This is a genomic window from Halomonas sp. TP35, assembly GCF_052375975.1.
GTDB classification, from domain to species: Bacteria; Pseudomonadota; Gammaproteobacteria; order Pseudomonadales; family Halomonadaceae; genus Vreelandella; species Vreelandella citrativorans.
In genome coordinates, this window is record NZ_JBQSUZ010000002.1 from 185,295 (window position 1) to 209,143 (window position 23,849).

Consider the following 23,849-nt stretch of genomic DNA (forward strand, 5'->3'; position numbering starts at 1 on the left):
ATAATTTTTACGACAACAGAGGGGTCAAATTCACTATGCCACTACAAAAGATCTATTAAGCCAGCCAAACAGGACGCTCAAGCTGTAAACACTGCTGTTCTAACTGACGGATATGCTGATCCCAGTAGCCGCTATCTGCCATCCAGGGAAAAGCACGCGGAAACGCCGGATCGTCCCAGCGCGAAACCAACCAGGCGCTATGCCGAATCAAGCGATAAGCCCTTAGCGGCTCAATGAGCGACATCTGCTCATGAGGAAACGCTAGTGACTCCTCATAGCCTTCACTAATCTCACTTAGCTGCGCCCGCCAGCTATCCGGCTCATCAGTGGGCAGCAACATCCATATATCCTGTATGGCGGGCGCCATCGCACAGTCATCAAAATCGACCAGGGAAAAATGCTCATCTCGGCCCAGTACGTTCCCTAAATGACAATCACCGTGGCAACGTATTAACGATGCTGGGTCCAACGCCTTGGGCGCCAACCGATGCTGCAGCTTTTGAATCACCGCGTCATACGCCCGAAGCTGAAACTTGTCGAGCCATTGGCTGCCCACAACTCGCTGTCGTGCCTCTTCTATACCGCTTTCCAGCTCCAAGCGCGGGCGGTGTTGAAATGCCTTGCGCTGCGACACTTTATGCAGCTGACCTAACACTTCGCCCAGCGCAAAGAGGTGTTCAGGATTATCAAGCTCAGGCGCCTGGCCTGCACACTGGGGGAAAAGAGCAAAGCGAAACGCTGCGTAATGATGCAATGACTGCCCTGCGCTATTACGCCAGGGTGCGACAACCGACACTCCGGCTTCGCTTAATTCCTTTAAAAAATCATGCTCCTCTTGAATCGCAGCATCCGACCAGCGCTCGGGACGGTAAAACTTGATTACCCAGTTACGGGCATCATCATCACGAAACATCAACACACGGTTTTCATAACTGTTGAGCGCAAAAGGCTCGCCCGCGGGCCAAATATCAACCGATTCGGCCGCCGACATAACCGTGTCGGGCGAAAGCGCACTGAAAGGATGTGACATTGATCGCTCCTGCATAACGGGGCGCCTATCTTATCAACTATTGCACCGCGGCGTTCTGATGCAAGAAGTTGGGCATAGAAAGCCCAAACAAACAGGGTAAGAATACTGGCAGTAGCGGAAACTACTTGTGCGTATTCATTTCCATGATTGAGATCCATCTCAAAGCAATAATGAAATGCCAAGTTAGCGCAACAGCGAACAAAAGCCAGGCGGGGCAGGAAAGAGGGCAGCGGAAAATAGACACAAAAAAATCGGCAAGCAGATGCTGGCCGATTGATATTTAAGCAAAAACTATGAGATAACAAGTAATTGGTGCGGATGGGGAGACTCGAACTCCCACACCTTACGGCACTAGAACCTAAATCTAGCGTGTCTACCAATTCCACCACATCCGCAGAAGACGAGACGTATATTATATATATACTGATCAAAAGTCAACGCCAACAAGCACTATAATTATCACAAAGCATTCGTGCAGGAGCTGTATGCGCTTAAAGCCAACATGGCAGCAGGCTGCCCATAAAGAGTTACAAAAGGCATTACCGGGCTACTGTGCTTTCTGCCTAATGCCTGCCGATCAAGGCCTAGGGTGGTGCCAAGCTTGTTTTGCTGAATTACCCTGGAACGTTTCAGGTTGCGAACAATGTGCCGAGCCCCTGGATCACGCTGAACAGCGACTGTGTGGGCACTGCTTTCTTGATCCGCCACTGGTTACTCACACTCACGTCGGCCTGCTTTTTCAAGCTTCGATTAAAGAGCTGCTGCATGATTTTAAATTTAAGGCGTCTCCTCGTGCTGGGATGCTGCTGATAGAGCTTATGCTGGCGAGCATACCCGACGACCCAGGCACCGCCTTGGTAGCAGTCCCCATGCATCGCAAGCGAGCACGTGAGCGTGGGTTCAATCAAGCGCAATGGCTGGCGGAGCAACTGGCAAAGCGCACAGGCCTTGTCGTGCTGGAAGCTCAATGCAATAAGCTGGTCGCTTCCCAGCGTAGCTTAAACCGACACGAGCGGGCGGCTAATTTGCACGGAGCCTTCTCAATCAAAGCACCACTTCCAGCACATATAACGCTGGTTGATGATGTAATCACTACCGGTGCGACCATCAATGCATTAGCGAACGCTGCCCAACAAGCAGGTGCCACGCGCATCGATAGCTGGGCAGTCGCCAGGACGCCACTGGGCAGGCAATAGAGGATGATGCAAAAGGCCAGGTAATAGCTCAGGTGATACTAAAGCCGCAAGCCGCCATCGCACTCAATAATACGCGCACTAAAATAGTCGTTATCAAATATAAACGCGACACTTTTGGCAATATCATCAGGCTCCCCCAAGTGCTTTAACGGCACGCTTGAAGAGATCCGCTCTAACATATCAGGGCGCATGGACGCCGTCATTTCAGTCGCAATAAACCCAGGTGCCACGGTGCCAGTGCGGATACCATAGCGCGCAAGCTCTTTACCCCAAGTGACGGTTAACGCATGAACGCCCGCCTTGGCGGCGGCATAGTTGCTTTGCCCCGCATTGCCAGCCCGGGAAATACTCGAAATATTGACAATAACCCCTTCATGTCCGGCCTTGATTATCTGCGTCGCCGCTTCACGGCCGCATAGAAATACGCCGGTTAGATTAACATTGAGGACTTTCTGCCAACTCTCTAGCGACATGCGCTTTTCGACCTGGCCATCACGTGCTTTTACCAGCAAGGCATCTTCGGTAATACCCGCATTATTAACGCAACCGCTAATGGCACCCATGCGTTTCGCAATATCATCAAACGCCGTGATGACTGACGACTCATCGGCAACATTGACGACAAACGCTTCGGCGTAAATGCCTTGTGACTTAAGGGTTGAGACCGCTTGGTCCAACGCTTCAGCACTCCTATCAAGCAGTGCAAGCGCGGCACCTTGCTGGCCCAAACGCTCTGCGATGGCATAGCCTAATCCCCGCGCCCCGCCCGTTACTGCAATGACTTTATCGGTTAACTGCATCCGTTACTCCTTCAGAAGCACTGTTGTTCAATAACTGATTTTTCGATGACGAACCTTCTGTCTTGAGTTCATGCTCTACTTCCAAGTCCTGCTCATTGCTGCGAAGACCTTTCACTACCCCACTATTCTGCACTGCAGCATAGTAAGCGCGCATTCAAAATTCGAGTTTATCCAGGCTTGCACCCTTATCAGCAAAGGGCTTTTCAGCAAAGATCCTCTGGCGCTTGTTTTTTGCATATTTGACACAATAATGAGCGATTACGCCTGTTACGGAGCCCGCCATGCCTATTCTTGTCTTTATTTCCTTGTTTACCTTACTCGACTTTATTTTGCTATTTTCGATTGGCAGTCAAATAGGCTTATTAACCACCCTACTGCTCGTGTTGGCAACCGGTGTTATCGGCCTTCATCTTATTCGTAAAGAGGGTGTGGCTACCTTTTCCCGTGCCCGCCAGCGCATGCAAGCAGGGGAGCTACCTTCCAGTGAGCTTCTAACAGGCGCGGCACTTATATTCGGCGGTGCTTTACTGATGGCGCCCGGCTTTCTCTCCGACCTGCTGGGCATCGCTTGCTTGCTCCCCACTGCCCGACAGCTTATGTACAACGCATTAATGTGGCTGGGTTTAAAAACCAGTGTGAATAGCGAGCAAGGCGAATCTACCAAAACGCATCGTCATCAAGGCACGGCTTATCATGAAAATAGCCACTCCAATGCTAATACCTCGCATAAAGAAGCTCCCCTGGAAGGCGATTTTATTAGCCGTGATGAAACTACCCGGCGACGCTAGCCTGCATTAGCAAGAAAAAATCCAACAAAAGACACTTTTTTCACTGCCACCCCCTTGAAAGGGCTACTGAAGCCCCCACTTTTGAACCAGCATACAAATTCGGTGGCGATGGTTACATTGCCACCATTAACAACGAAGGTCGCGAACCTTCATTTCTCGATGGGATTTCCTCGAGAACCTTGTTTTAGCTATCTGCCCTATACGGGCCTTGACGATACTCAGGAGAACGTGAGCATGAAAATCCGTCCTTTGCACGATCGCGTCGTAGTTCGCCGCGTGGAAGAAGAACAGAAAACTGCTGGTGGCATCGTTCTGCCAGGCAATGCACAAGAAAAGCCCACACGTGGCGAAGTTCTTGCAGTAGGCAATGGTCGCATTCTCGATAACGGCGAAGTACGTCCGCTAGACGTTAAAGTTGGCGACAACGTAATTTTCAAAGATGGTTTCGGCGTTGAGAAGCAAAAAATTGACGGCGAAGAAGTCTTGATTATGAGCGAAGCCGACATCCTGGCGGTCGTTGAAGGCTAATCATCGCCTCGACTACTTACTTTCACCTTTTATAATTCGATTCTAGGAAGTAACGAACATGGCAGCTAAACAAGTTAAGTTTTCTGATGACGCACGCAAGCGTATGGCGCGTGGTATTGACGTTCTGGCCAACGCGGTAAAAGTTACTCTGGGCCCGAAAGGCCGTAACGTTGTGCTCGACAAATCCTTTGGTGCGCCGACCGTCACTAAAGACGGTGTATCGGTTGCCAAAGAGATCGAACTGAAAGACAAGTTCGAGAACATGGGCGCACAAATGGTGAAAGAAGTTGCTTCTAAAACTTCTGACGCCGCGGGCGACGGTACTACGACAGCTACCGTACTGGCTCAAGCTATTGTTGCTGAAGGCCTGAAAGGCGTAACGGCTGGCATGAACCCGATGGACCTTAAGCGCGGCATCGACCAAGCGGTTACTGCAGCGGTTAAAGAAATTCAGGCAATGTCTGTACCCTGCACCGACACCAAGTCGATTGCTCAGGTAGGCACTATCTCTGCCAACGGCGACAAGCGCATCGGCGAAATCATCGCTGAAGCGATGGAAAAAGTCGGTAAAGAAGGCGTTATCACTGTCGATGAAGGCCGTGGCTTCGAAGACGAGCTGGAAGTCGTAGAAGGTATGCAGTTTGACCGCGGCTACCTCTCGCCCTACTTCGTTACCAACCAGGACACCATGGCGGTTGAACTTGAAGATCCTTACATCCTGCTCGTGGATAAGAAGATCTCCAACATTCGCGAACTGCTCCCGGTACTGGAAGCCGTTGCCAAGCAAGGCAAACCGCTTGCCATCATCGCTGAAGACATCGAAGGCGAAGCGCTGGCAACGTTGGTTGTGAACAACATGCGCGGCATCGTTAAAGTAGCAGCGGCCAAGGCACCTGGCTTCGGCGACCGTCGTAAAGCCATGCTGCAGGATATCGCTATCCTGACTAACGGCACCGTTATCTCTGAAGAAGTTGGCCTGACACTTGAGCAAGCGACCCTGGATCACCTGGGTACCGCCAAGCGCATGACCATGTCCAAAGAGAACACCACCATCATCGATGGCGCTGGTGCAGAGAACGATATCGAAGCACGCGTTAACCAGATCCGCGCGCAAATCGAAGACACCTCTTCTGATTACGACAAAGAGAAGCTGCAAGAGCGCGTTGCCAAACTGGCAGGCGGTGTTGCCGTTATCCGCGTTGGCGCTGCTACCGAAGTAGAGATGAAAGAGAAGAAAGCTCGCGTTGAAGACGCGCTGCACTCTACTCGCGCTGCTGTAGAAGAAGGTGTTGTACCTGGCGGCGGTACTGCGCTGGTTCGCGTAATGGCCAAAGTACAGGGCTTGACTGGCGATAACGAAGATCAGAACCACGGTATCAACATGGCGCTGCGCGCTATGCAGTCTCCGCTGCGTCAGATCGTTACCAACGCCGGTGAAGAAGCCGCTGTTGTGATCAACCGCGTTAAAGACGGCGAAGGTAACTTCGGCTACAACGCTCAAACGGGTGAGTACGGCGACCTGTTCGAAATGGGTGTTCTTGACCCGGCAAAAGTAACCCGTACTGCGCTGCAGTCTGCTGGTTCCGTGGCTGGCCTGATGATCACCACCGAGTGCATGATCGCTGACGATCCGGAAGAGAAAGAAGCTGCACCGGATATGGGTGGCATGGGCGGAATGGGTGGCATGGGCGGCATGATGTGATGCACCCCTGAGCCTATCGCTCTGACGCCTAGCGTCATCAAGAACCCCGCCTTGTGCGGGGTTCTTGTCGTTTAACGCCCCGGGCAATGCCCACGCGTACCCGGCTTTAAAGCGTGGTACCATCAGCGCCTTTATTAGGCAGCTTTTAGGTCATCATTACCGTGCTTTCCAATATTCGCATTGTGCTCGTGCAAACCTTTCACCCTGGCAACATAGGCGCTGCCGCTCGCGCCATGAAAACCATGGGACTAACCAACCTGGTATTGGTTAATCCGCGAAGCTTCCCGGATGAAGAGGCCACCCGATTGGCAGCGGGCGCGACGGATGTGCTGGAAAACGCCCGTGTGGTTACTAGCCTTGAAGCAGCGGTGCAGGATTGCGTGCAAGTGATTGGTGCAAGCGCCAGATTACGCAGCCTGCCACTTCCCCACTTTGATGAGCCGGATGAAATGGCCGAACAGGTTATTTTAAACGCGGCCAATGCCCCAGTCGCACTCGTTTTTGGCCGTGAGCGTTCGGGCTTAACCAATGACGAGATTCGCTGCTGCACGCATCAAGTCAGCATACCGGCCAACCCTGAATACGGTATTTTAAACCTTTCTCAAGCCGTACAGATCCTCGCCTACGAAACCCACCGCGCTTGGCGAAAACGCGCCGGTAACGACTTTACTTACCAGCGCCCTCTTGACGCCACCCCACCCAGCCGCGAGCAGTTTGTGCATTTCCAGGACCACTTGGGCCGCTTGATGCAGCAAAGTGGTTTTCTTACCCAGCCGCATGCGCGCACCGAAGAGCAGCTTCAGGCGCTCTTTGCACGTGCCCAGCCAAGCCGAAAAGAGCTTTCTCTGTTGCGCGGGTTATTAAGCGCCTTTGAAGCTCACTTCCCGAAGCAGCCATAAGCGCTAAAACCAACAAGGGCAGCCATTGGCTGCCCTTGTTGTGACTGCTACTACCGTTTTGAGTGCTGCCCTATAACACTATTAAAGCGTCATGGCCGCCAGCCAACCAAAGGCGATTAAGGGCAGGTTGTAATGCAGAAATGTCGGTACAACGCTATCCCAAATGTGGTCGTGTTGCCCGTCCACGTTTAGGCCTGAGGTTGGCCCTAACGTCGAGTCAGATGCTGGTGAACCGGCATCGCCCAATGCCGCCGCCGTACCCACCAGCGCCACCGTTGCCATGGGGGAAAAGCCAAACTGTATCGCCAAGGGGACAAAGATCGCGGCAATAATCGGAATCGTCGAGAATGATGATCCAATGCCCAGGGTAATAAAAAGCCCTACCAGCAACATCACTAACGCTGCGACACCTCGGTTATCACCAAAGATATCAAAAGCCCCCGTCACTAACGTATCGATCTCACCTGTGGATTTCATCACTTCGGCAAAACCTGACGCAGAGATCATGATAAAACCGATCAGCGCCATCATCCGCATGCCGCTGGTAAACAGGTCGTCAGCTTCACGCCACTTAAAAATGCCGCCCAAGGAGAGCAAGCCAATCCCGACCAGGCCACCCAAAATCATCGACCCGCTATAAAGCTGCAAGCCAAGCGCTGCCACAATGGCAACACCAGACATTACCAACCCCAAGAGGTGAGGCTCAGCCGGTGTAGAATCCTGCTGATAAGGAGCCGCCGCCAACTCTTTATCCGCATATTCGCGATTACCGCGGTAGCTAAAGAACAGCGCCACTAATAAGCCAATGGCCATACCCCCAACAGGAATGGCCATCGCCATCGGCACCATGCCACGCGTAATCTCCAAGCCAAATGGCGTACCGGCGCTGTTTAAGTTAGCCAACAAAATATCGTTCAAGAAAATTGCGCCGAACCCAACGGGCAATAACATGTAAGGCGCGGTTAGGCCGAACGTTAATGCACAGGCTACCGCTCGACGATCCAACTTCAGACGATTCATAAGGGTAAGCAGTGGAGGAATCAGCACTGGAATAAACGCAATATGCACCGGAATCACGTTTTGCGATGCAATAGCCACTAACAATATGGCGGTGAGCAGCAGCGTTTTCACACGAGCCTGACGCGCGGCCGTTGCCTCCTTGCCCAGCATGGCAATCAATCGGTTCGCCAGCATATCGGGCAAGCCAGAACGCGAGATGGCAACCGCAAACGCACCGAGCGTTGCATAGGCCAGCGCTACTTGCGCTCCCCCGCCAACGCCGTTGTTGAAGGCCTCTAACGTTTGGTCAAGCGTAAGCCCACCCACCAGGCCACCCACCAGCGCACCTACAACCAATGCAAAAACAACTGAGACACGCACAAGAGACAGCACTACCATGACAAGCACGGCAAGAATAACTGCATTCATGAAGATTTCCAGACCGATGACAAGGTGATTAGGACGTGTACGAAAAACAAGCGAATGCCGGATGGCACACTCAAGAGCCACCATTTCGTACACAGCCTAATATCGCAGGGTGCAAATTTTAGCAGATAGCGCGCTTACAAAAAGCATCCATCAGTTATTTCTCTGCTATTGCTAATGTTTTGGCATATAGAGGAATCTCTGTACGTTTGCTAGCCCCGCTAATGGCGTCACTGGCCGTACTGCTTTTTAGCCAACTCATGGCGGACTCGGGTGCTCTGTTCGTAAACGAGCCGTTACCCCATCTTCCAGTGACGACACTGGCGCGGCACGATACCCTGCTTGGGCGAAAAGAGCAGCGCCAAAACAAAGAAAGCGAAAGCCACCAGCACGATTGAGCCACCCGATGCCACGTTAAATACTACCGAAAGCCAAAGCCCGATAACCGCAGACAATATGCCAATAGATACTGAAATCAACAGCATGATCGTGAAGCGGTCTGTCAGCAGATGTGCTGTCGCACCTGGCGTGATTAACATGGCAACGACCAATATGATGCCGACAGTCTCAAGGCTTGCAACAATCGTCAGCGTCAGCAAAAGAATGAGGCCATAGTGAATAATCTGCGTATTAAAGCCCAATGCTTGTGCCTGCTGAGGGTCGAAGGCATAGAGCAACAAGGGCCGATAAGCGAGCCATACCGTTAAAATGGCAATGATGCTAGCAACAAAGGTCAGCATTAATGCTGAGTGTTTAACACCCAGTACATTGCCAAACAGAATGTGCATCAGATGGGTACTGGAAGCCAGTTTACTGATAATGACCACACCAAGGGCGAAGGAGGCGGTAAACATCAGCCCCATCGCAGCATCTGCTTTAATTCGTGTGTTCCTTTCAATCGCCCCGATGCCTACCGAGGTCAGCGCCCCGGTAATAAACGCCCCTACAAAGAAGGGCCAGCCAAGCAAATACGCAATGGCTACCCCCGGCAGCACAGCGTGAGAGATCGCATCCCCCAGCAGCGACCAGCGCTTTAGCACGACATAACAGGAAAGCATCCCACAAATAGCGCCTACCAGCACCGAGGTGAGTAGCGCTCTTTGCATAAATGCATACTGAAAGGCGTCAGAAACGCTGCCAGGTAGCAGGTTAACTACCACCATTAACGCTGCGATTAAGCCATTTACCAGTGCATCGCTAAACGCTTCAATCATTAATATGCTATCAACCACGTAACTTACCCCTGCCCAGAACTATTGGAAGCCACTGGCATTATTTGGCGATCATTGACCGTTTGCTCAATTGAACTCACTGCAAGTTCGGCCAGTTTTGCTTCGCTTAGCATCTCTTCAGGCGTACCGGTACCCCGCACAAAGCGATTAATCAGCACGACGTGGTCCACATAGCGGCGAGCACCGGGCATATCATGTGTGACCATAATCACGGTTTTACCCGCTTCACGCTCGCGACGAAGTACCGACAAGATAAGCTTCTCGCTGGGCGGGTCAACGCCAGCCAGTGGCTCATCTAACAACAAAATGCTGGCCTGCTGCGCTAGCGCGCGTGCTAGCAACACACGTTTTTTTTGACCACCGGAAAGCGCGCCAATAGGTCGGTCAGCCAAGTCGAGCATATTGACTGCCACCAAGGCCTCGTGGACCGCTTCGCTATGCCGAGCGTGATGCCAGCGAGCTGGCAATAGCCGGCGCCATAACGCATCGCTGCGCATGTGTCCGTAGCGCCCGCCCATGACGGTGTCCCATACCGAGACAGGAAAATCCCACTCAATCGCCTCGCGCTGAGCCATATACGCGATACGCCCCGCCCGACGATGCTTTGCTATGGGCTCGTCAAAGGCTTTTACACTGCCTTGCAGCGGCTTCATGCTGCCGGTCAACACATGAAAAAGTGTCGATTTTCCGGCACCGTTAGGTCCGACAATGGCCGTCCATTTCCCAGCGGGAAATGTGAGGTGTATATCTTCCAGCACGGTTTGGCGCTGATAAGCAACGTACAGCCCAGCTACTTCAATGGCTGCCATCGTGCTCGGTAAACTGGTTGTCATGATGTACTACTCAACGGCTAAATACTGGCGCAGCAAATCGGCGTTATGCCTCAACATGGCAAAATAGTCTCCCGCCTCGCCCTCTGGCTCGCTTAACGAATCCACGTATAAAGGGCCTGCTATGGGAATCCCCGTATCTCTGGAAAGGCTACTAACGTAACGATCCGACGTTGTGCTTTCCCAAAAAAGCGCTGCAGGCTGGCGTGCGTTAATCAAGTCGATGATGCGCATTAACTGCTGCGGCGAACCTTCCGTTTCGGCATTATTTCCCCAGATACCGTCATGTTCAAAGCCATAAGCATCGGAGAAATACAAAAATGCTGCTTCGCTTGAGAGCAAAACACGACGCTCTTCCGGAATATCGCTTAGCGTCTGCTGAAGCTCCAAGTGAAGGCCTTGAAGTTCTGCCACTACGTTATCGGCACGCGCCTGAATATCCTCTGCTTGCTCTGGCAGAAGGTCTTCCAACGCATTAGCTATCACGTGAACATAAGCCATTGCCGCACGTGGGTCTGTCCACATATGTGGGTCGACATCGCCCTGCATATCGCCAATCACAATATGCTGAGTGGGGTACTCTGAGGCTTCGGCAACGGCGACTAGCGGTACGTTGTCTTGGGTCGTCGCTTCCACTTGCCGCATCCACTGCTCTAGTTGATAGCCGTTATAAAACACAATATCGGCTTCTTCCAAAGCGGCAAAATTATTGGGCGTTAATTCCCACTCATGCACCTCTGCATTAACAGGGCTCAGCACTGATACGTTGGCGTCGTCTCCTGCCACACGCGCCACTAAATCGCCCAATATCGTAAACGTCGCCACAACATTAATGGGCGGCGATAGCGCCTGAGCGGTGGCCGTCGTAACGCTACCCGCCGTCGCAAGCACAAAACTTATCGTCAACCATGCCTTTCGTTGACTCATGGACGCACCCCGTCATGTTGCAAATAGGATTGCTATAAAGACAACTTTAGCTCAACAAAAAAGCATTGTGCAAATAGTTTAGCCTTGGCTAACAATCATTCTACAATATGCGCTACCATGATCCATTAGAGTTTTCCATTCACCTCGATATAGTCTGCCAATGAGTGATAACGATAAGGCGCTTCCCCCTACCGCCAAAAGCTTGAGAAAAAGTTACTGCAATGACGCATTGCCGCCCATTGAAGAGCACACACGGCAATATGAAACCGTGCGAAACGCGCATGAAACCGAGCTAATCGAAGATTACGTTGAGCTGATTGGCGACCTGATTAGCCATCGGGGAGAAGCGCGCGCCGCCGACATCGCTAGCCGCATGGGGGTGAGTCAAGCGACCGTATCCAAGATGATCCGCCGCTTAAATGAGCTGGGGCTAGTGACCAGTAAGCCTTACCGCTCCCTGTTTCTAACGGCGGAAGGCCAAAAAATGGCAGAAACATCACGGGCGCGGCACGATATTGTGCTGCATTTTTTGCGCGCGCTGGGCGTTAATGATCATACGGCGCGCATTGATGCTGAAGGCATGGAGCACCATGTCAGCAATGAAACCCTGGCGATTATGCAGCGTTTTATTGACGAACAAACAAAGCGTTAATTACGCCCGATAGCCAGCCTGGTGCAATAACACCCCTCGCTATTCACTGCCCTTAGAGCTACTGTTTAAGAAGCACGGTGAGGAAGCTGGCTCTTGGTCGGCTCGGTCTTCTAGATCCAGCGCGCCCAGCACCGCTTCACGCAGAATTGGCAAATGTGAATGGTCCAGCTGGCGTGAGGCGGTTAATAACGTCAGTTTACCTTGCCTGGCATAACGCATCAGCGGTAGTAATGCATCATCAGATTCCTTTAATTCCAAACGGTAGCGGGTCTGAAAGGAAGCCTCACTAATTTTGTCCTGGTGGTAGTCACGCCTTAAAGATGATGAAGGCGCGGCATCGCGATACCATTCCGTTAGCGCCAGCGAAGCACGCTCTTTTCCACGTGGCCATAAACGGTCAACCAGGACGCGTGCTCCCTCGTCGTCTTCAAACGCTGAATAGACGCGCTTAAGCACTATTTCGTAGTTCATATGACCTCCCTGATCCGTTTTTTAACAACACCCCATTCACCCCACCCATGCTATACAGGCTACCAGGCAATTACCCTGCCCCATGTTAACGACATTAACGATGAGCAAAAATGATTAATAGCGCTCCCTTTCTATAATAAACGCCTTCCTTCTATTAACGAGGCCCGTAGCTGATATTCCCCATCCTTTTGAAACACCGTACAATGCGGTGTTTAGCCCTCACTTGGCAAACTATGCACCTAACCCGCTTCACGGATTACTCTATTCGCGTTTTGATTTACCTGGCAGCCAAGGGAGAAGAGCGCGCAACAATCACGGAAATTGCCGAGACATTCTCGATCTCGCGCAATCACTTGATGAAAATTGTCCAGGAACTACATCAAAAAGAGTACCTCAAAGCCATCCGCGGCAAGCATGGCGGGCTTTGGCTAAACCGGGCGCCCGAACACATCCGATTAGGGGCGTTGGTGAGAGATACCGAGCAGGAAATGGCGCTCGTCGAGTGCTTTCGAGACGATAACGCCTGCATCATTACACCCGCATGCCGCTTAAAGCCTATCCTTAACGATGCACTAGACGCCTTTTTGGGCGTTCTGGATCAATATACGCTGGCCGATTTGCTGCAAGGCCAGCACACCAGCCTAGCGTCGCTAATGAAAATCCCTGCCACCAACATGTAATTTTTTACATGCCCCCCTGTCAGTAGAACTTGACCATGTAGCCTAGCCATTTTCCCTAGCGTGGAGCATGCTGAGGCCAGTGCTACATCACCAAACAAGCGCAGGTAATGTTGCATACAGCTTCATTATTTCTACAAACCTCGGAGCCAAACATGACCACCGCGCCCTTCTCGCCCAATCAAATCATGATCCGCAAACTAGAAAATATTTTCGTGCTTACTGGTGAAGAGAAGCAGGCGCTGATGGAGCTACCGATTCACACAAAAGAAATTAAGAGCAATCAGGACATCGTTAAAGTGGGAGACCAGCCAAACCAGTGCTGCTTGATGATTGAGGGCTTTACGTGCGTCAATAAAGTATCCATTGAAGGCAAACGCCAAATCATGGCCCTGCATGTTCCTGGCGACATACCCTTCACTTGAGCGTAATAGATATTAACATTGCCTCTATCAGTCCCTGCAAGCTCGGCTTCATTCAGCATAAATATCTGCATCAACTCTGCGAGCGCTATCCCAGGCTTGTTGCTGCTTTCTGGCGCGAGACACTTGTGTATGCCTCTATTTTCCGTGAATGGCTGTTAAATATTGGACAACGCGAGGCCTACTCCCGCATCGCGCATATTATTTGTGAATTAATGGTGCGCTTAAAGACAGTGGGCCTGACTGAGGGGAGCACGTTCTATATGCCAACGACCCAAGCAGAAATAGCAGATGCGACAGGGATGACGCCCGTCCACGTAAACCGCGTTTTTCAGGCACTACGCGCAGATGGCTTGATCATCACCGAAAAAAGCCGGATGACCATACCTGACTGGGACAAGCTGCAGCAAGCTGGCGAGTTCGATCCACTCTACCTTCACCTTAAAAACGATGGGAACGCATAGCGGCGGCAATGGCTTAGAAAAGACCGATCAAAGGCAAAGCAAAAACAAGTTGAAAGGAAAGTGCTAGAAATGTCGTTCTCAACAAAACTTGACATAAGCGCAATGCGAAAACAGACACTTATAGCCTGATTCTCAAGCAATCTGGCATAAATTCAAATGAGCGTATGCTGCCGTTTCTAAATTACGTAGTTTCATTGGCCGGGTTATTAGGGATATAGCGCTAATGAACCAAATACTCGCAATGCGCATCTTTGTGAGCGGAAGGTACGGCGTATTACCAGGAGGCACTGCGACTAATCGCGGATATAGATGCAGTAAACAACGCGATGCGGCCTAACGAGAAGAAGATATAAGACCTGACATCAATGTTCATGAGTATGGATAATCCTCATGGCTCTTTTGTGATAAACAATAAGCCGGAAATAATTGAGGCGATAGACGACTTCAAAAGCGGACGGCTTGGTTCAATATCTGGCTAATAGTTATTTGAAGTAAGCTGACTGCCTGTGGCAGCCAGCTTCTTTGGGGCCTTATTTAGCAGGCTCTCCAGGAAAAGGAATGAACTCAGCATCGTCTCCAGGGGGGAGGCGAAAGCGGCCATTTTCGAAATCCGCTTCTATCCAAGCCTGTTTGGCGGCCTCTAGTTTTTCTCGCGAAGAGGCAACGAAGTTCCAGGATATATAACGGGGACCATTCAGGGTTTCACCGCCGAGCAGCATCAGTCGAGTGCCGGTTTCACCCGCTACAACCGTTATTGGGTCGCCTGGACGGAACACCATCATTCTGCCCGCATCAAATGACTCCCCTGCAATAATGACACTGCCGGACATGACATAAATGCCACGGTCCTCATGGCCATCCGGCAATGGGAGCTTTGCACCTGGCTGCAGTACCGCATCTGCATAAAACATTTCAGAGAAGGTTTGTACCGGTGCTCGCTCTCCCCAGGCCGTACCCAGGATCAGGCGCACTTCTTTGCCCTCGCCTTCCAACACCGGTAGCGCCTCCTCGCCATGATGCTCAAAGCTGGCAGGCTTGTCTTCATAAGCTTCAGGGAGCGCTACCCACGTCTGTATCCCCATCACCGAGTGCTTGTTCTGACGAGTGATAGCCCTGGTGCGCTCCGAATGGGTGACCCCATTGCCCGCCACCATCCAATTAACCGCGCCAGGACGGATTATTTGGTTAGTGCCCAGGCTATCACGGTGCTGAAATTCACCCTGATATAGATAAGTCACCGTGGCTAGCCCAATATGGGGGTGTGGGCGAACATCAATGCCTTCATCCTTAAGAAATTCAACGGGTCCCATCTGATCAAAAAAAATGAACGGCCCCACCATCTGCCGTTTCGGGGCAGGCAGTGCGCGGCGCACCTCAAAACCACCCAGATCTCTAGCCCGGGGAACAATCAGTGTTTCTATGTCATTCAAACTACCGGCAGATGGGCATTTGGGCTCTAAATCAGGCATCCAACTCATAGGTTTTCTCCAGAAATGAGAGACAAGAAAATTTGACGCGTACCTTAGAACAACACATCGTGCCACTCCGAGTGGCGTGCAAACTGTGCTTTCGCAAATGGGCATAACGGCATGATTTTCTTACCCGCAGAACGGGCATCTCCCACCGCTTGAGACACTAACGCAGCACCCACTTTTTGTCCGCGCATGACATCAGGCACTTCGGTGCTATCAATGATAATCATCGCATCACCTGCTTTCGAATAGGTCATTTCTGCTTTAGCACCATTGAGCTCGACCCTATAGTAGCCCTTGGTATCGCTGGTTTCATGTTCAATGGTAAATGAGGCTTCAGGTGCACCGGACATTGCCTTCTCCTTTCTCTATTACATGCTAAACAGCTCAGCATTTGTTTCTATAGTACTTAAGAGCATTACTCAGCTTAGTACTTATGCCTTTGAAGTACTTATGCCTTTAAAGTACTTAGCCCTTTGAATACGACCCTACGCTCTGCCTGCATTAGGATGATTAAAAGTCAGGAAATGGCGCACGACCGGGCCTCCCCTTGGTGGATCGACCAGCGAGCGTACGCCGTCCCAGCGCAGTTCGAGGTTGTAGTTCAAGCCGCCGCGCGCATGAGGGCGGCCAGAGCCGCCCCATAGCGGCCTAAATTTCAGCGTGAACAGGAGCCAGTGTAGGGCCGTGCTTTACCCGCTCACCGGCCTTATGCACCATGGTGTAGGCGTAATCGACACCCATGCCATAAGCGCCGGAATACTCTTGCACCACAGCCATCACCTCGTCGTAGGTATCCCTGTTTTTCCAGTCACGCTGCCACTCTAGCAAAACCTGCTGCCAGGTTACCGGCACTACCCCTGCCTGGATCATCCGCTGCATCGAGTAATCGTGGGCCGCTTGGCTGGTGCCACCGGAAGCGTCAGCCACCATATAGATTTCGTATCCGGCATCGTGCATCGCCGAGAGGGCGAACGTGGTATTGCAGACTTCCGTCCAAAGACCCGAAACGATGACTTTGTTTCGCCCGTTTTGCTTGAGCGAATCGCGTACTTTTTGGTCATCCCAGGAGTTCATCGACGTACGTTCGAGGATGGGAGCATCAGGGAACACTTCCAGCAGTTCGGGGTAAGTGTGACCCGAAAAGCTTTCGGTCTCGACGGTTGTAATGATCGTCGGGATGCCGAACACTTTCGCGGCCTTGGCCAAGCCAACGACATTGTTCTTCAGCGCTTGGCGGTCAATCGACTGCACACCAAAAGCCATCTGCGGCTGTTGGTCGATGAAGATCAACTGTGAATTGCTGGGCGTAAGGACTTCAAGCTTAGGGTTCTGCATTAGGTTCACCTTTGACAAATAGGATGGATGTCGTGAAACGGCTATTAACTATCGCAATCCACCCCTGCTTATGATTGGACGACAATCTTGGCTTGGGATGATTGTGTGATACGTGTGCCCTGCAGCATCCTATCCGGCGAGTGGCCGATGCCCCCAACATTCGAGGGGCTGAACGATCTCGGCAAAACACCAACCGGCCTATCCCTAAGTCGTTACTCCGCACCCACGGTGAAGGGGGCTGTTTCCTCAGGTGTTTTCACAGTCCACGAGCCAGACTGCCGGAACGAACTGGCAGAAGCATAGGTATCTTCCATGAACTGGAAATAAGTCATCTTTCCGTCACGGACCTTAGCGTGGATGGAAAACGGTGATGTGAACACATGGTCTAGCTCTAAGGACCGATAAGTGAACCTACCGAAAATCGCGACGTCCTCGCCGGAGGCAATTTGATCAGTGATGGTAAAGTCTTCAGTCTCCCAGTAATCCGCGAGCTGTAAGAATAAGCCGCTGAAGGCCCTCGGGCCATAGTTTGTGCCGGTCCAAGGTATGATTTTCTGGAGTTCCGGATTGTCAACGTTCAGAGAAATGTAGGTTGCGTCTGGAGCGACCAATCTCTCTGCAGCAGCTTCAACTTTATCAGGCGCGGTATTGGACAGGAATTCCATGACAACCGAAAGTGAGGCTTCAGACTGCGCGTCACTAACCGACTGAGCTGCGGCAGGGGTGACAGTTAAAATGGACGTGGCGGTCATACTAGCGGTGAGCGCAATTATTGCAGCAAGCGACTTAGCTTGAGTAATCGTGTTCATGAGTTTTCTCCGGATTTAGGGGTGTTATTGCTCTTCAGCGTTGGTTGATCAATAGACTACACACCGAAAGTCCTGTGCGGCTGTTGGTCGATGAAGATCAACTGTGAATGGGTTCCGCGATGCCCGAACAGCATTAGACAGTGATGAGAATTCTAGCGAGCGCTGTCGTGCTCTACGTCGCCGATTCTGCTGAGACGGTGCCGATCTTGCGATTTGATGCGTGGAAGTCCTGTTAGCCGCAACTGCACAACATGTGCTGGATACCTTTGTAGAATTGCGCGCGGTTCCGAGACAGCGCCTCGCGAAATTCGTCGAAAACCTCCATCGGAATACCATCTGGGTTCGTGTCGGACTTGACCATCACGGGGGAACGGCGCCGATCAGCACGGCCTTGGCTACACGGCCGAACTCGGCCTAGGCGACATAGCGAGCGACCTCTTCCCCGCCGGTTGAATGGCCGATAACAGGGAAGTGTCAGTACGACGGTAGGCATCCTCGTAATAGATCGGCGAGGGGGGGGGGCGGCGGCAGCACCCATCAGATCTTCGAAGAGATCAAAAGGACGCTACCGCACTGCTATTGACCGCAAGATCGGCAACTGAACCGCAGCTTCCGCGCCGCACTCCGTTTAAACGCTTGCTAGATTAATCAGGCTGAAACCATGTGGCACCAAGGCCGATCTGGCTGCGCTGCGCAACGCTTTTTTCGAGAGGGTACAGAAAATGACCAAAACACTATCGGTCGCAACACCGACGACTCCTTCCGTTTCCAGCGGAGATACACCGTCCACGCAAGCGACTTCCGGCGCAGACCTGATCGTATTCAATGCGGAGATCTTCACCGGCAATCTCGCACAGCCCGAAGCATCTGCGTTCGCGGTCAAGAAGGGGCGCATCTATTCAGTCGGCGCCGATACTGACATTCTTGGGCTGAAAAACGCCAGCACCCAGATCATCGACGCTGGCGGTCGCAGACTGATCCCGAGCATAAATGATGCCCATATGCACCTCCTGAATGAAGCCAACTACACCTACAATGTCAGGTGGGACGGGGTGCCTACGCTTAACCGAGCGCTGTCCATGCTGAGCGAGCAGGCAGAACGAACGCCAGAGGGGCATTGGGTCAAGGTGATTGGAGGCTGGTCACTCTACCAGTTCGAAGAAAATCGCTTCCCCACCATGGAGGAGCTACGCGAGGCGGTGCCTAACCGCCCTCTGCAAGTGCAATACGCCTACAACCACGCCTTTATGAATGAATTAGCGATGGAGGCATTGGGCGTGGGGACTGATCGCTTCCCTGACCTCCAGGTCATTGAGTTTGAGCAAGACGACAAGGGAAATTACACAGGTGTTTTGCATGGCGACACGTTCGGCTTTGTAGCCTTGGAAGCGCTGGTGCCCCAGCCAACGTTCGAGGAACAACTGAGCTCGTTGATCTATACAGTCCACGGCTTGAACCGCTTCGGCGTCACCTCGGTGTTTGATTGTGGCAGCAGGGGCTATCCCGACGCCCATGTCACAGCAGAAATGCTCATGCGTGAAAATCGTTTCAATCTGCGCCTGTCCTTCGTGGACATGCAATGGGGCAGTTCCAGCATGGTCGATGCAGAAATTAATGCCATTACGGCAATCTCACCTATGAGTCCCGGACAAAACCTGAACCCATCCATGGCACACGGCCATGTATTTCGAGGCGCCAAGGCACTGGATACGGAAGTGCATGATCACGAGAATTTCGACCTCCCGGCAGTCCTTCTCGATCCGGAACGGATTCATCGGCACGTCGAGCAGGATATTGCCAAACTGGTTCAGCGGCGAATTCCGTTCCGCATGCATATCAGCTACAACGAAAACATCACGCCGTTCCTCGATGCCATGGAGAAGATGAACGAAACCACACCGCTGGATGGCCTGAAGTGGAGCATCGAGCACGCCGAAACGATCAGCCCTGAGAATATTATAAGAGTCAAAAACCTTGGCGGCGGAATTACCCTTGATCCCAAAATGGCGATGCACGGCGATGCTTTCATCAAGACCTACAGCCGGGAGAAAGCTCTGGAAACGCCACGTCTTCGTGCGCTCGTCGATAGTGGGATCCCCCTGGCCATGACGACCGACGGGTTCCGTGCCAGCTCATTCAACCCTTGGGTCGCTGTCAGTTGGGTGGTCTCGGGAAAAGCGGTCTCCGGCACTGAAGTTCTTGCCGAACACAATCGTCTTTCCCGTGTCGAGGCGTTGAACCTGTTTACTCGGGGCGCTGCGTGGTTTACAGACGCAGAGGCCGAAATGGGCAGGATTGCCCCAGGCAACCTGGCTGACTTCGCTCTGCTGGACAGGGATTACTTCAGCGTGCCGGAAGATGAGGTCAAGCACGTAACCTCCGTCCTGACGGTCTTGGACGGCCGGGTGGTGTTTGGAGCCGAAGACTTCAGTACCCTCGCACCGGTCCTGCCCGACATTCTGCCTGACTGGTCTCCCATAAAATATTACGGGGGCTACTACGGGGCCAAGTGAATTGCTCACCACGCCCAACAGATGGCGCCTTGGCCGCCTTCCTCTCCGATATCTGAAAGCCGTTTTTCCCGGGCCCGAATGCGGGCCTTCTACACTCATCTCAAAAAAAGGAATGAAGCATGCCTAATCTCAAGGGCAAGCGCGCGCTCGTCACTGGCGGATCCCGCGGCATCGGTGCAGCGATAGCGCTGGCATTGGCCGAAAGCGGCGCGGACGTCGCGATCACGTATCAAAACTCGACCAAGCGCGCGGACAGCGTCGTCACTTCGATCACGAAACTGGGCCGCCGTGGATTTTCCATTCAGGCCGACAGTGCCGATCCGGAAGCCATCAAACGGGCCGTCAGCGAAGCTGTCGAAACGCTTGGCGGCCTCGACATTCTGGTTAATAGTGCAGCCGTCGGACTTGCCGGACCGGTCGCGCAAGTCGACCTTGCGGAATTCCAGATGATGATGGACGTGAACGTGCGCGGACCGTTTGTTGCCGCACAGGCCGCCATACCGCACTTGTCCAAAGGTGGTCGCATCATCTCAATCGGGTCGGCCTTGGCACAAAGCGTCCCTTTTCCAGGTGTAACGGCTTACGCGATGTCGAAGTCGGCGCTGCTCTCTTTTACGCGCGGCCTGTCGCGCGAACTTGGCCCGCAAGGCATTACGGTAAATCTTGTCCTACCGGGATCGACCAATACCGAGGCGAACCCGGCCGATGGTGAAGGTGCTGATTTCCAGCGAAGCCTTTCTTCGATCGGGCGCTATGCTGAGCCGCGAGAAATTGCGGACGCGGTCGTGTTTCTTGCAAGCCCTTCCGCAAACATGGTGACAGGTAGCACCCTTACCGTGGACGGAGGCGCGAACGCCTAGGTCGGTCGGGCAAAAACCTCGACAGAGTCTACCGTCGAACGGCCCGACGGTAGTCTGTCGGGCTCATGTGCCGATACTTGATGAAAATCCGGGCGAGAACCTGATTCGACGAGTACCCGACATCTTGGGCGATCTCAGTAACCGAAAGATCCGTCAGCTCTAGGAGTTCACAGGCTTTCTCCACTCTAAGTCGCGTCAGGTAGGCACGTGGCGGAACACCGACGCTCTGCTTGAACATGCGTGCGAAATGAAAAGGTGAGAGCCTCGCCTCAGTTGCCAACTCGTTGAGGCAGATATCTTCCGAAAGCCGCGTCCGCATCAATTCCAGACAACGCTTCTCTGCCCACGGGGCAAGACCACCGCTTGCCGACTCGAACGAAGTCCCGCCCTTGCGGCACAGCTCGGCCATGATTTCGCAGCCTGCAGCCTGAGCCAGCAGACGCGACGGCGTGCCCTCCTCATCACATAAAAGCCACAGACTCCGGAGCGCTGACTGGATGGCCAGCGAGTGAAACGGCCCTCCGTAGAGCTGCAGGCATTCCATGGAGAGTCGCCCGTCGGTGGCTTCATCGAGCACTTTCTGCCAGTGAGCTACAGGAAAGGACAAGCTACGAAGCTGATGACTGGAGTCGACCACCGCCTTATTAGCAAAGCTCGGCGCAGAGAGATAGAAAAAGCCCTTTTCACTCGCGACATTGTAATACCCGCCTCCCGAGTCGCCGCTAACACGACTGCCACCAAGCAGATCCTGATACAGGACAAGTTCCGGTAGAGCTGGGCGAGACATATCTCCGGCTGGGCGAGCCACCTCAAGCAGATCAAGGATACCGCCTGGGGATTTTCTTGTACGTACATAGGACGCTTCTTGGCCCTCGCGGTACCACTTGGAGAAAGACGAATTGGCAGGTACATTCATCGTAATGTCCTTTGAAATGGTCGCGCCGACTCGCGCAAAGAGGTTTCGACCCGCCATGCACCTCATATATCGCTCAAGCGCTATTAACCGTACCCGGCGCTACCATAGTAGACCACTTTTCTGCATATTATATTACGCAATGAACACTGCAAAGCTGCCCATATCCATCAGAAGAGGCCCCTATTCCGTGCCGACGGCATAGCTCCTTGATGGGCAGTCACGCTCCTGCTTCGCTCAGAAAACCCTGATCTGTTCTTCGCTGAAATGCTTCATGGCCAATCGCCTTACACAAGGATTGGACACTACAGTGTCGCGCTAACGCCCAGTGGCCCTCCAACCGGATTCGCGTGCAATCTATCGGGCGTTTGTACAAGCCAGCGCGGTTCAGTTTGTTTATCTTGCCTCCAAAGCCTTATGCGCGCCCTTCGATTGATACCCTGAGAACGCTCAAAGAACCGTCCTAAGGATATCGTTGGCAAAAATGAAAATAATGTTGGGCCAATAACTTTCTTCAAGCATACCGAGGAAGCCCAGCTCCGTTTATGCACTGGTCGATTCTATTATTTGGCACGACTACATCGCTTCTTCCCTTTGCATCGTCTGCCTTAATCCACGCATTTATTCGGTGACTGGTACTAATGGAAATTAACCCCATACTCATCAGGCTTGGCATTTTACCTCTTGTTCCCAGAGATCCTGCGGAACCTCACCGAGGGGCAACACCGCTTGAGCTGCTATTTGATCTGGTTTCGGTCATTGCGGTCGCCTCCGCTGCGTCAGGTCTTCATCATGCCATTTTAGCTTTCCACATAACGGAGGGCGTGCTGAAGTTCTCAGCGTCTTTCTTTGCCATTTGGTGGGCGTGGATGAACTTCACTTGGTACGCCTCTGCTTATGACAACAATGACAGTCTGCATAGAGTATTAACAATAGTGGCGATGGCAGGCTCGCTTATTATGGCCGCAGGTATCGATAGATTCTTTCAGACAAATAACATAGACATGATCGTCGCAGGTTTTGTCGTAATGCGCCTTGCAATGGTTTGCTTTTGGTTGAGGGCGGCAAGGCATGATCCGGAGCGTCGACTGACGGCCTACCGGTATGCAGTCGGCATCGCAATTGTTCAGGTTTATTGGGTGGGATTGATGCTCGCCCAGCCGATAGCAGTCAATCTATTGGTAGGTTTTTATGCTGTCGGTGCCTTGTTCGAATTAATAGTTCCGGCATACGCGGAGAGCAACAACACCACTCCTTGGCATCGACGTCATCTCATTGAAAGGTATGGCTTGCTAAATATTATTGTGCTGGGTGAAACACTTCTGGCTGGCAGCCTAGCCATTCAACGAGTTGCAAGCGACAACATGGGCAAGGAATTAATTGGCATTGCCATCTCTTCTTTGGTCCTGGTGTTTGCACTGTGGTGGGTTTATTTCTCACAAAAAGAGCACGTTGCACACCCACGTTTGTCGCTAGCATTGCTATGGGGGTACGGCCATCTATTGATCTATATGTCTGGGGCAGCCGTTGGTGTGGGTGTCGCGGTACTGATAGAGGTGGTCACCGGCTATTCAAGTTTATCCACATCAGTGGGTTTATACACCATAGCCGTTGCTATCAGTGGATATTTGTTCGGACTTTGGGTGATAAGAGAACGATTTGAACTGGAAGGAGCTGGGCGCTACATATTGTTATTAACAGCAATCGTGCTTCTTTTCTCCCCTCTAATACTACCCATCGAGGGCATCGCTGCGTTACTGGTTATTGGCGTTGCAATTCGAAATCAATACGCATGCAAATCCGTCAAGCAAGAAACCCCTCATGGAATTTGAGCAATGAACTCTTGCACCCACCATAGCTGCCTTAACCGTGGTGGATAAATGACACACATCACAAAGCCT

The 23,849-nt window shown here is 52.3% G+C and carries 22 protein-coding genes, 1 tRNA gene and 1 pseudogene; 11 read left to right on the forward strand and 13 right to left on the reverse strand.

All coding sequences use genetic code 11. The annotated features are described in order from the left end of the window. Nucleotides 1–55: 55 nt before the first annotated feature. A complete protein-coding gene (locus tag ACT3RU_RS03595; RefSeq protein ID WP_192526489.1) occupies nucleotides 56–1,030 on the reverse strand; it encodes a serine/threonine protein kinase in 975 nt (324 codons plus the stop codon). Between the two features lie 310 nt (nucleotides 1,031–1,340). Further along, a tRNA-Leu gene (locus ACT3RU_RS03600) sits at nucleotides 1,341–1,425 on the reverse strand. 90 nt (nucleotides 1,426–1,515) lie between these two features. On the opposite strand from ACT3RU_RS03600, the gene ACT3RU_RS03605 reads away from it, so the two are divergent. Then, nucleotides 1,516–2,226 (forward strand): ComF family protein, encoded by a 711-nt coding sequence (locus ACT3RU_RS03605; protein ID WP_225733651.1) that lies wholly within the window; start codon nucleotides 1,516–1,518, stop codon nucleotides 2,224–2,226. Nucleotides 2,227–2,264: 38 nt separating this feature from the next. On the opposite strand, the gene ACT3RU_RS03610 is transcribed toward ACT3RU_RS03605, so the two are convergent. Beyond that, complete coding sequence (locus ACT3RU_RS03610; RefSeq protein WP_192526488.1) at nucleotides 2,265–3,026, reverse strand: SDR family oxidoreductase; 762 nt, start codon at nucleotides 3,024–3,026, stop codon at nucleotides 2,265–2,267. A gap of 281 nt (nucleotides 3,027–3,307) precedes the next feature. Between ACT3RU_RS03610 and ACT3RU_RS03615 the strand changes: the two genes are divergently transcribed. The 4 genes from ACT3RU_RS03615 (at nucleotide 3,308) to ACT3RU_RS03630 (ending at nucleotide 6,943) form a co-directional block, all read left to right on the forward strand. After that, a complete protein-coding gene (locus ACT3RU_RS03615) occupies nucleotides 3,308–3,814 on the forward strand; it encodes an FxsA family protein (RefSeq protein ID WP_087105569.1) in 507 nt (168 codons plus the stop codon). A 234-nt stretch (nucleotides 3,815–4,048) separates the two neighbouring features. After that, nucleotides 4,049–4,342: a co-chaperone GroES gene (locus ACT3RU_RS03620; protein ID WP_087105570.1), complete on the forward strand. Its 294-nt coding sequence runs from the start codon at nucleotides 4,049–4,051 to the stop codon at nucleotides 4,340–4,342. A 58-nt stretch (nucleotides 4,343–4,400) separates the two neighbouring features. Further along, nucleotides 4,401–6,044, forward strand: coding sequence for a chaperonin GroEL (gene groL, locus ACT3RU_RS03625; RefSeq protein ID WP_192526487.1), 1,644 nt, complete (start codon nucleotides 4,401–4,403; stop codon nucleotides 6,042–6,044). A 161-nt stretch (nucleotides 6,045–6,205) separates the two neighbouring features. Continuing rightward, nucleotides 6,206–6,943: an RNA methyltransferase gene (locus ACT3RU_RS03630; protein ID WP_192526486.1), complete on the forward strand. Its 738-nt coding sequence runs from the start codon at nucleotides 6,206–6,208 to the stop codon at nucleotides 6,941–6,943. A gap of 81 nt (nucleotides 6,944–7,024) precedes the next feature. Here the strand turns inward: ACT3RU_RS03630 and ACT3RU_RS03635 are convergent, their stop codons facing one another. The 4 genes from ACT3RU_RS03635 to ACT3RU_RS03650 all read right to left on the reverse strand — a co-directional run bounded on the left by ACT3RU_RS03635 (nucleotide 7,025) and on the right by ACT3RU_RS03650 (nucleotide 11,357). Beyond that, a complete protein-coding gene (locus ACT3RU_RS03635; RefSeq protein WP_192526485.1) occupies nucleotides 7,025–8,371 on the reverse strand; it encodes a Na+/H+ antiporter family protein in 1,347 nt (448 codons plus the stop codon). A gap of 293 nt (nucleotides 8,372–8,664) precedes the next feature. Then, nucleotides 8,665–9,582, reverse strand: coding sequence for a metal ABC transporter permease (locus ACT3RU_RS03640; RefSeq protein ID WP_192526535.1), 918 nt, complete (start codon nucleotides 9,580–9,582; stop codon nucleotides 8,665–8,667). 23 nt (nucleotides 9,583–9,605) lie between these two features. Further along, nucleotides 9,606–10,433: a metal ABC transporter ATP-binding protein gene (locus ACT3RU_RS03645; RefSeq protein WP_192526484.1), complete on the reverse strand. Its 828-nt coding sequence runs from the start codon at nucleotides 10,431–10,433 to the stop codon at nucleotides 9,606–9,608. A gap of 6 nt (nucleotides 10,434–10,439) precedes the next feature. Next, nucleotides 10,440–11,357, reverse strand: a complete 918-nt coding sequence (locus ACT3RU_RS03650) for a metal ABC transporter solute-binding protein, Zn/Mn family (protein ID WP_192526483.1) — start codon at nucleotides 11,355–11,357, stop codon at nucleotides 10,440–10,442. A 160-nt stretch (nucleotides 11,358–11,517) separates the two neighbouring features. Here ACT3RU_RS03650 and mntR point away from each other — a divergent pair, with 160 nt between their 5' ends. Beyond that, nucleotides 11,518–12,009 (forward strand): manganese-binding transcriptional regulator MntR, encoded by a 492-nt coding sequence (gene mntR, locus ACT3RU_RS03655; protein WP_192526482.1) that lies wholly within the window; start codon nucleotides 11,518–11,520, stop codon nucleotides 12,007–12,009. A gap of 39 nt (nucleotides 12,010–12,048) precedes the next feature. On the opposite strand, the gene ACT3RU_RS03660 is transcribed toward mntR, so the two are convergent. Then, complete coding sequence (locus ACT3RU_RS03660) at nucleotides 12,049–12,480, reverse strand: DUF488 domain-containing protein (RefSeq protein ID WP_192526481.1); 432 nt, start codon at nucleotides 12,478–12,480, stop codon at nucleotides 12,049–12,051. A gap of 233 nt (nucleotides 12,481–12,713) precedes the next feature. Here ACT3RU_RS03660 and ACT3RU_RS03665 point away from each other — a divergent pair, with 233 nt between their 5' ends. Beyond that, a complete protein-coding gene (locus tag ACT3RU_RS03665; protein ID WP_087105591.1) occupies nucleotides 12,714–13,160 on the forward strand; it encodes an Rrf2 family transcriptional regulator in 447 nt (148 codons plus the stop codon). A 152-nt stretch (nucleotides 13,161–13,312) separates the two neighbouring features. Continuing rightward, nucleotides 13,313–14,043 (forward strand): annotated as a pseudogene (locus ACT3RU_RS03670) (Crp/Fnr family transcriptional regulator). Nucleotides 14,044–14,573: 530 nt separating this feature from the next. On the opposite strand, the gene ACT3RU_RS03675 reads toward ACT3RU_RS03670, so the two are convergent. The 4 genes from ACT3RU_RS03675 to ACT3RU_RS03690 form a co-directional block, all read right to left on the reverse strand. Then, nucleotides 14,574–15,521: a pirin family protein gene (locus tag ACT3RU_RS03675; RefSeq protein WP_087105593.1), complete on the reverse strand. Its 948-nt coding sequence runs from the start codon at nucleotides 15,519–15,521 to the stop codon at nucleotides 14,574–14,576. A 44-nt stretch (nucleotides 15,522–15,565) separates the two neighbouring features. Continuing rightward, a complete protein-coding gene (locus ACT3RU_RS03680; RefSeq protein WP_087105594.1) occupies nucleotides 15,566–15,868 on the reverse strand; it encodes a GNAT family N-acetyltransferase in 303 nt (100 codons plus the stop codon). A 298-nt stretch (nucleotides 15,869–16,166) separates the two neighbouring features. Further along, nucleotides 16,167–16,853: a hydrolase gene (locus ACT3RU_RS03685; protein WP_192526479.1), complete on the reverse strand. Its 687-nt coding sequence runs from the start codon at nucleotides 16,851–16,853 to the stop codon at nucleotides 16,167–16,169. A 212-nt stretch (nucleotides 16,854–17,065) separates the two neighbouring features. After that, nucleotides 17,066–17,662 (reverse strand): nuclear transport factor 2 family protein, encoded by a 597-nt coding sequence (locus ACT3RU_RS03690; protein ID WP_225733650.1) that lies wholly within the window; start codon nucleotides 17,660–17,662, stop codon nucleotides 17,066–17,068. Nucleotides 17,663–18,384: 722 nt separating this feature from the next. Between ACT3RU_RS03690 and ACT3RU_RS03695 the strand changes: the two genes are divergently transcribed. Then, the gene (locus ACT3RU_RS03695) at nucleotides 18,385–20,175 is read left to right on the forward strand and encodes an amidohydrolase (protein WP_192526478.1); all 1,791 of its coding nucleotides are present in this window, start codon (nucleotides 18,385–18,387) and stop codon (nucleotides 20,173–20,175) included. A 119-nt stretch (nucleotides 20,176–20,294) separates the two neighbouring features. Beyond that, nucleotides 20,295–21,035 carry an SDR family NAD(P)-dependent oxidoreductase gene (locus tag ACT3RU_RS03700; protein ID WP_192526477.1) on the forward strand — a complete coding sequence of 247 codons (741 nt, stop codon included), beginning with the start codon at nucleotides 20,295–20,297 and terminating at the stop codon, nucleotides 21,033–21,035. Nucleotides 21,036–21,063: 28 nt separating this feature from the next. On the opposite strand, the gene ACT3RU_RS03705 is transcribed toward ACT3RU_RS03700, so the two are convergent. Continuing rightward, the gene (locus ACT3RU_RS03705; RefSeq protein WP_192526476.1) at nucleotides 21,064–21,951 is read right to left on the reverse strand and encodes a helix-turn-helix domain-containing protein; all 888 of its coding nucleotides are present in this window, start codon (nucleotides 21,949–21,951) and stop codon (nucleotides 21,064–21,066) included. 638 nt (nucleotides 21,952–22,589) lie between these two features. Here ACT3RU_RS03705 and ACT3RU_RS03710 point away from each other — a divergent pair. Next, entirely contained in the window at nucleotides 22,590–23,780 is a 1,191-nt protein-coding gene (locus tag ACT3RU_RS03710) for a low temperature requirement protein A (protein WP_087105598.1), read from the forward strand. Nucleotides 23,781–23,849: the final 69 nt, after the last annotated feature.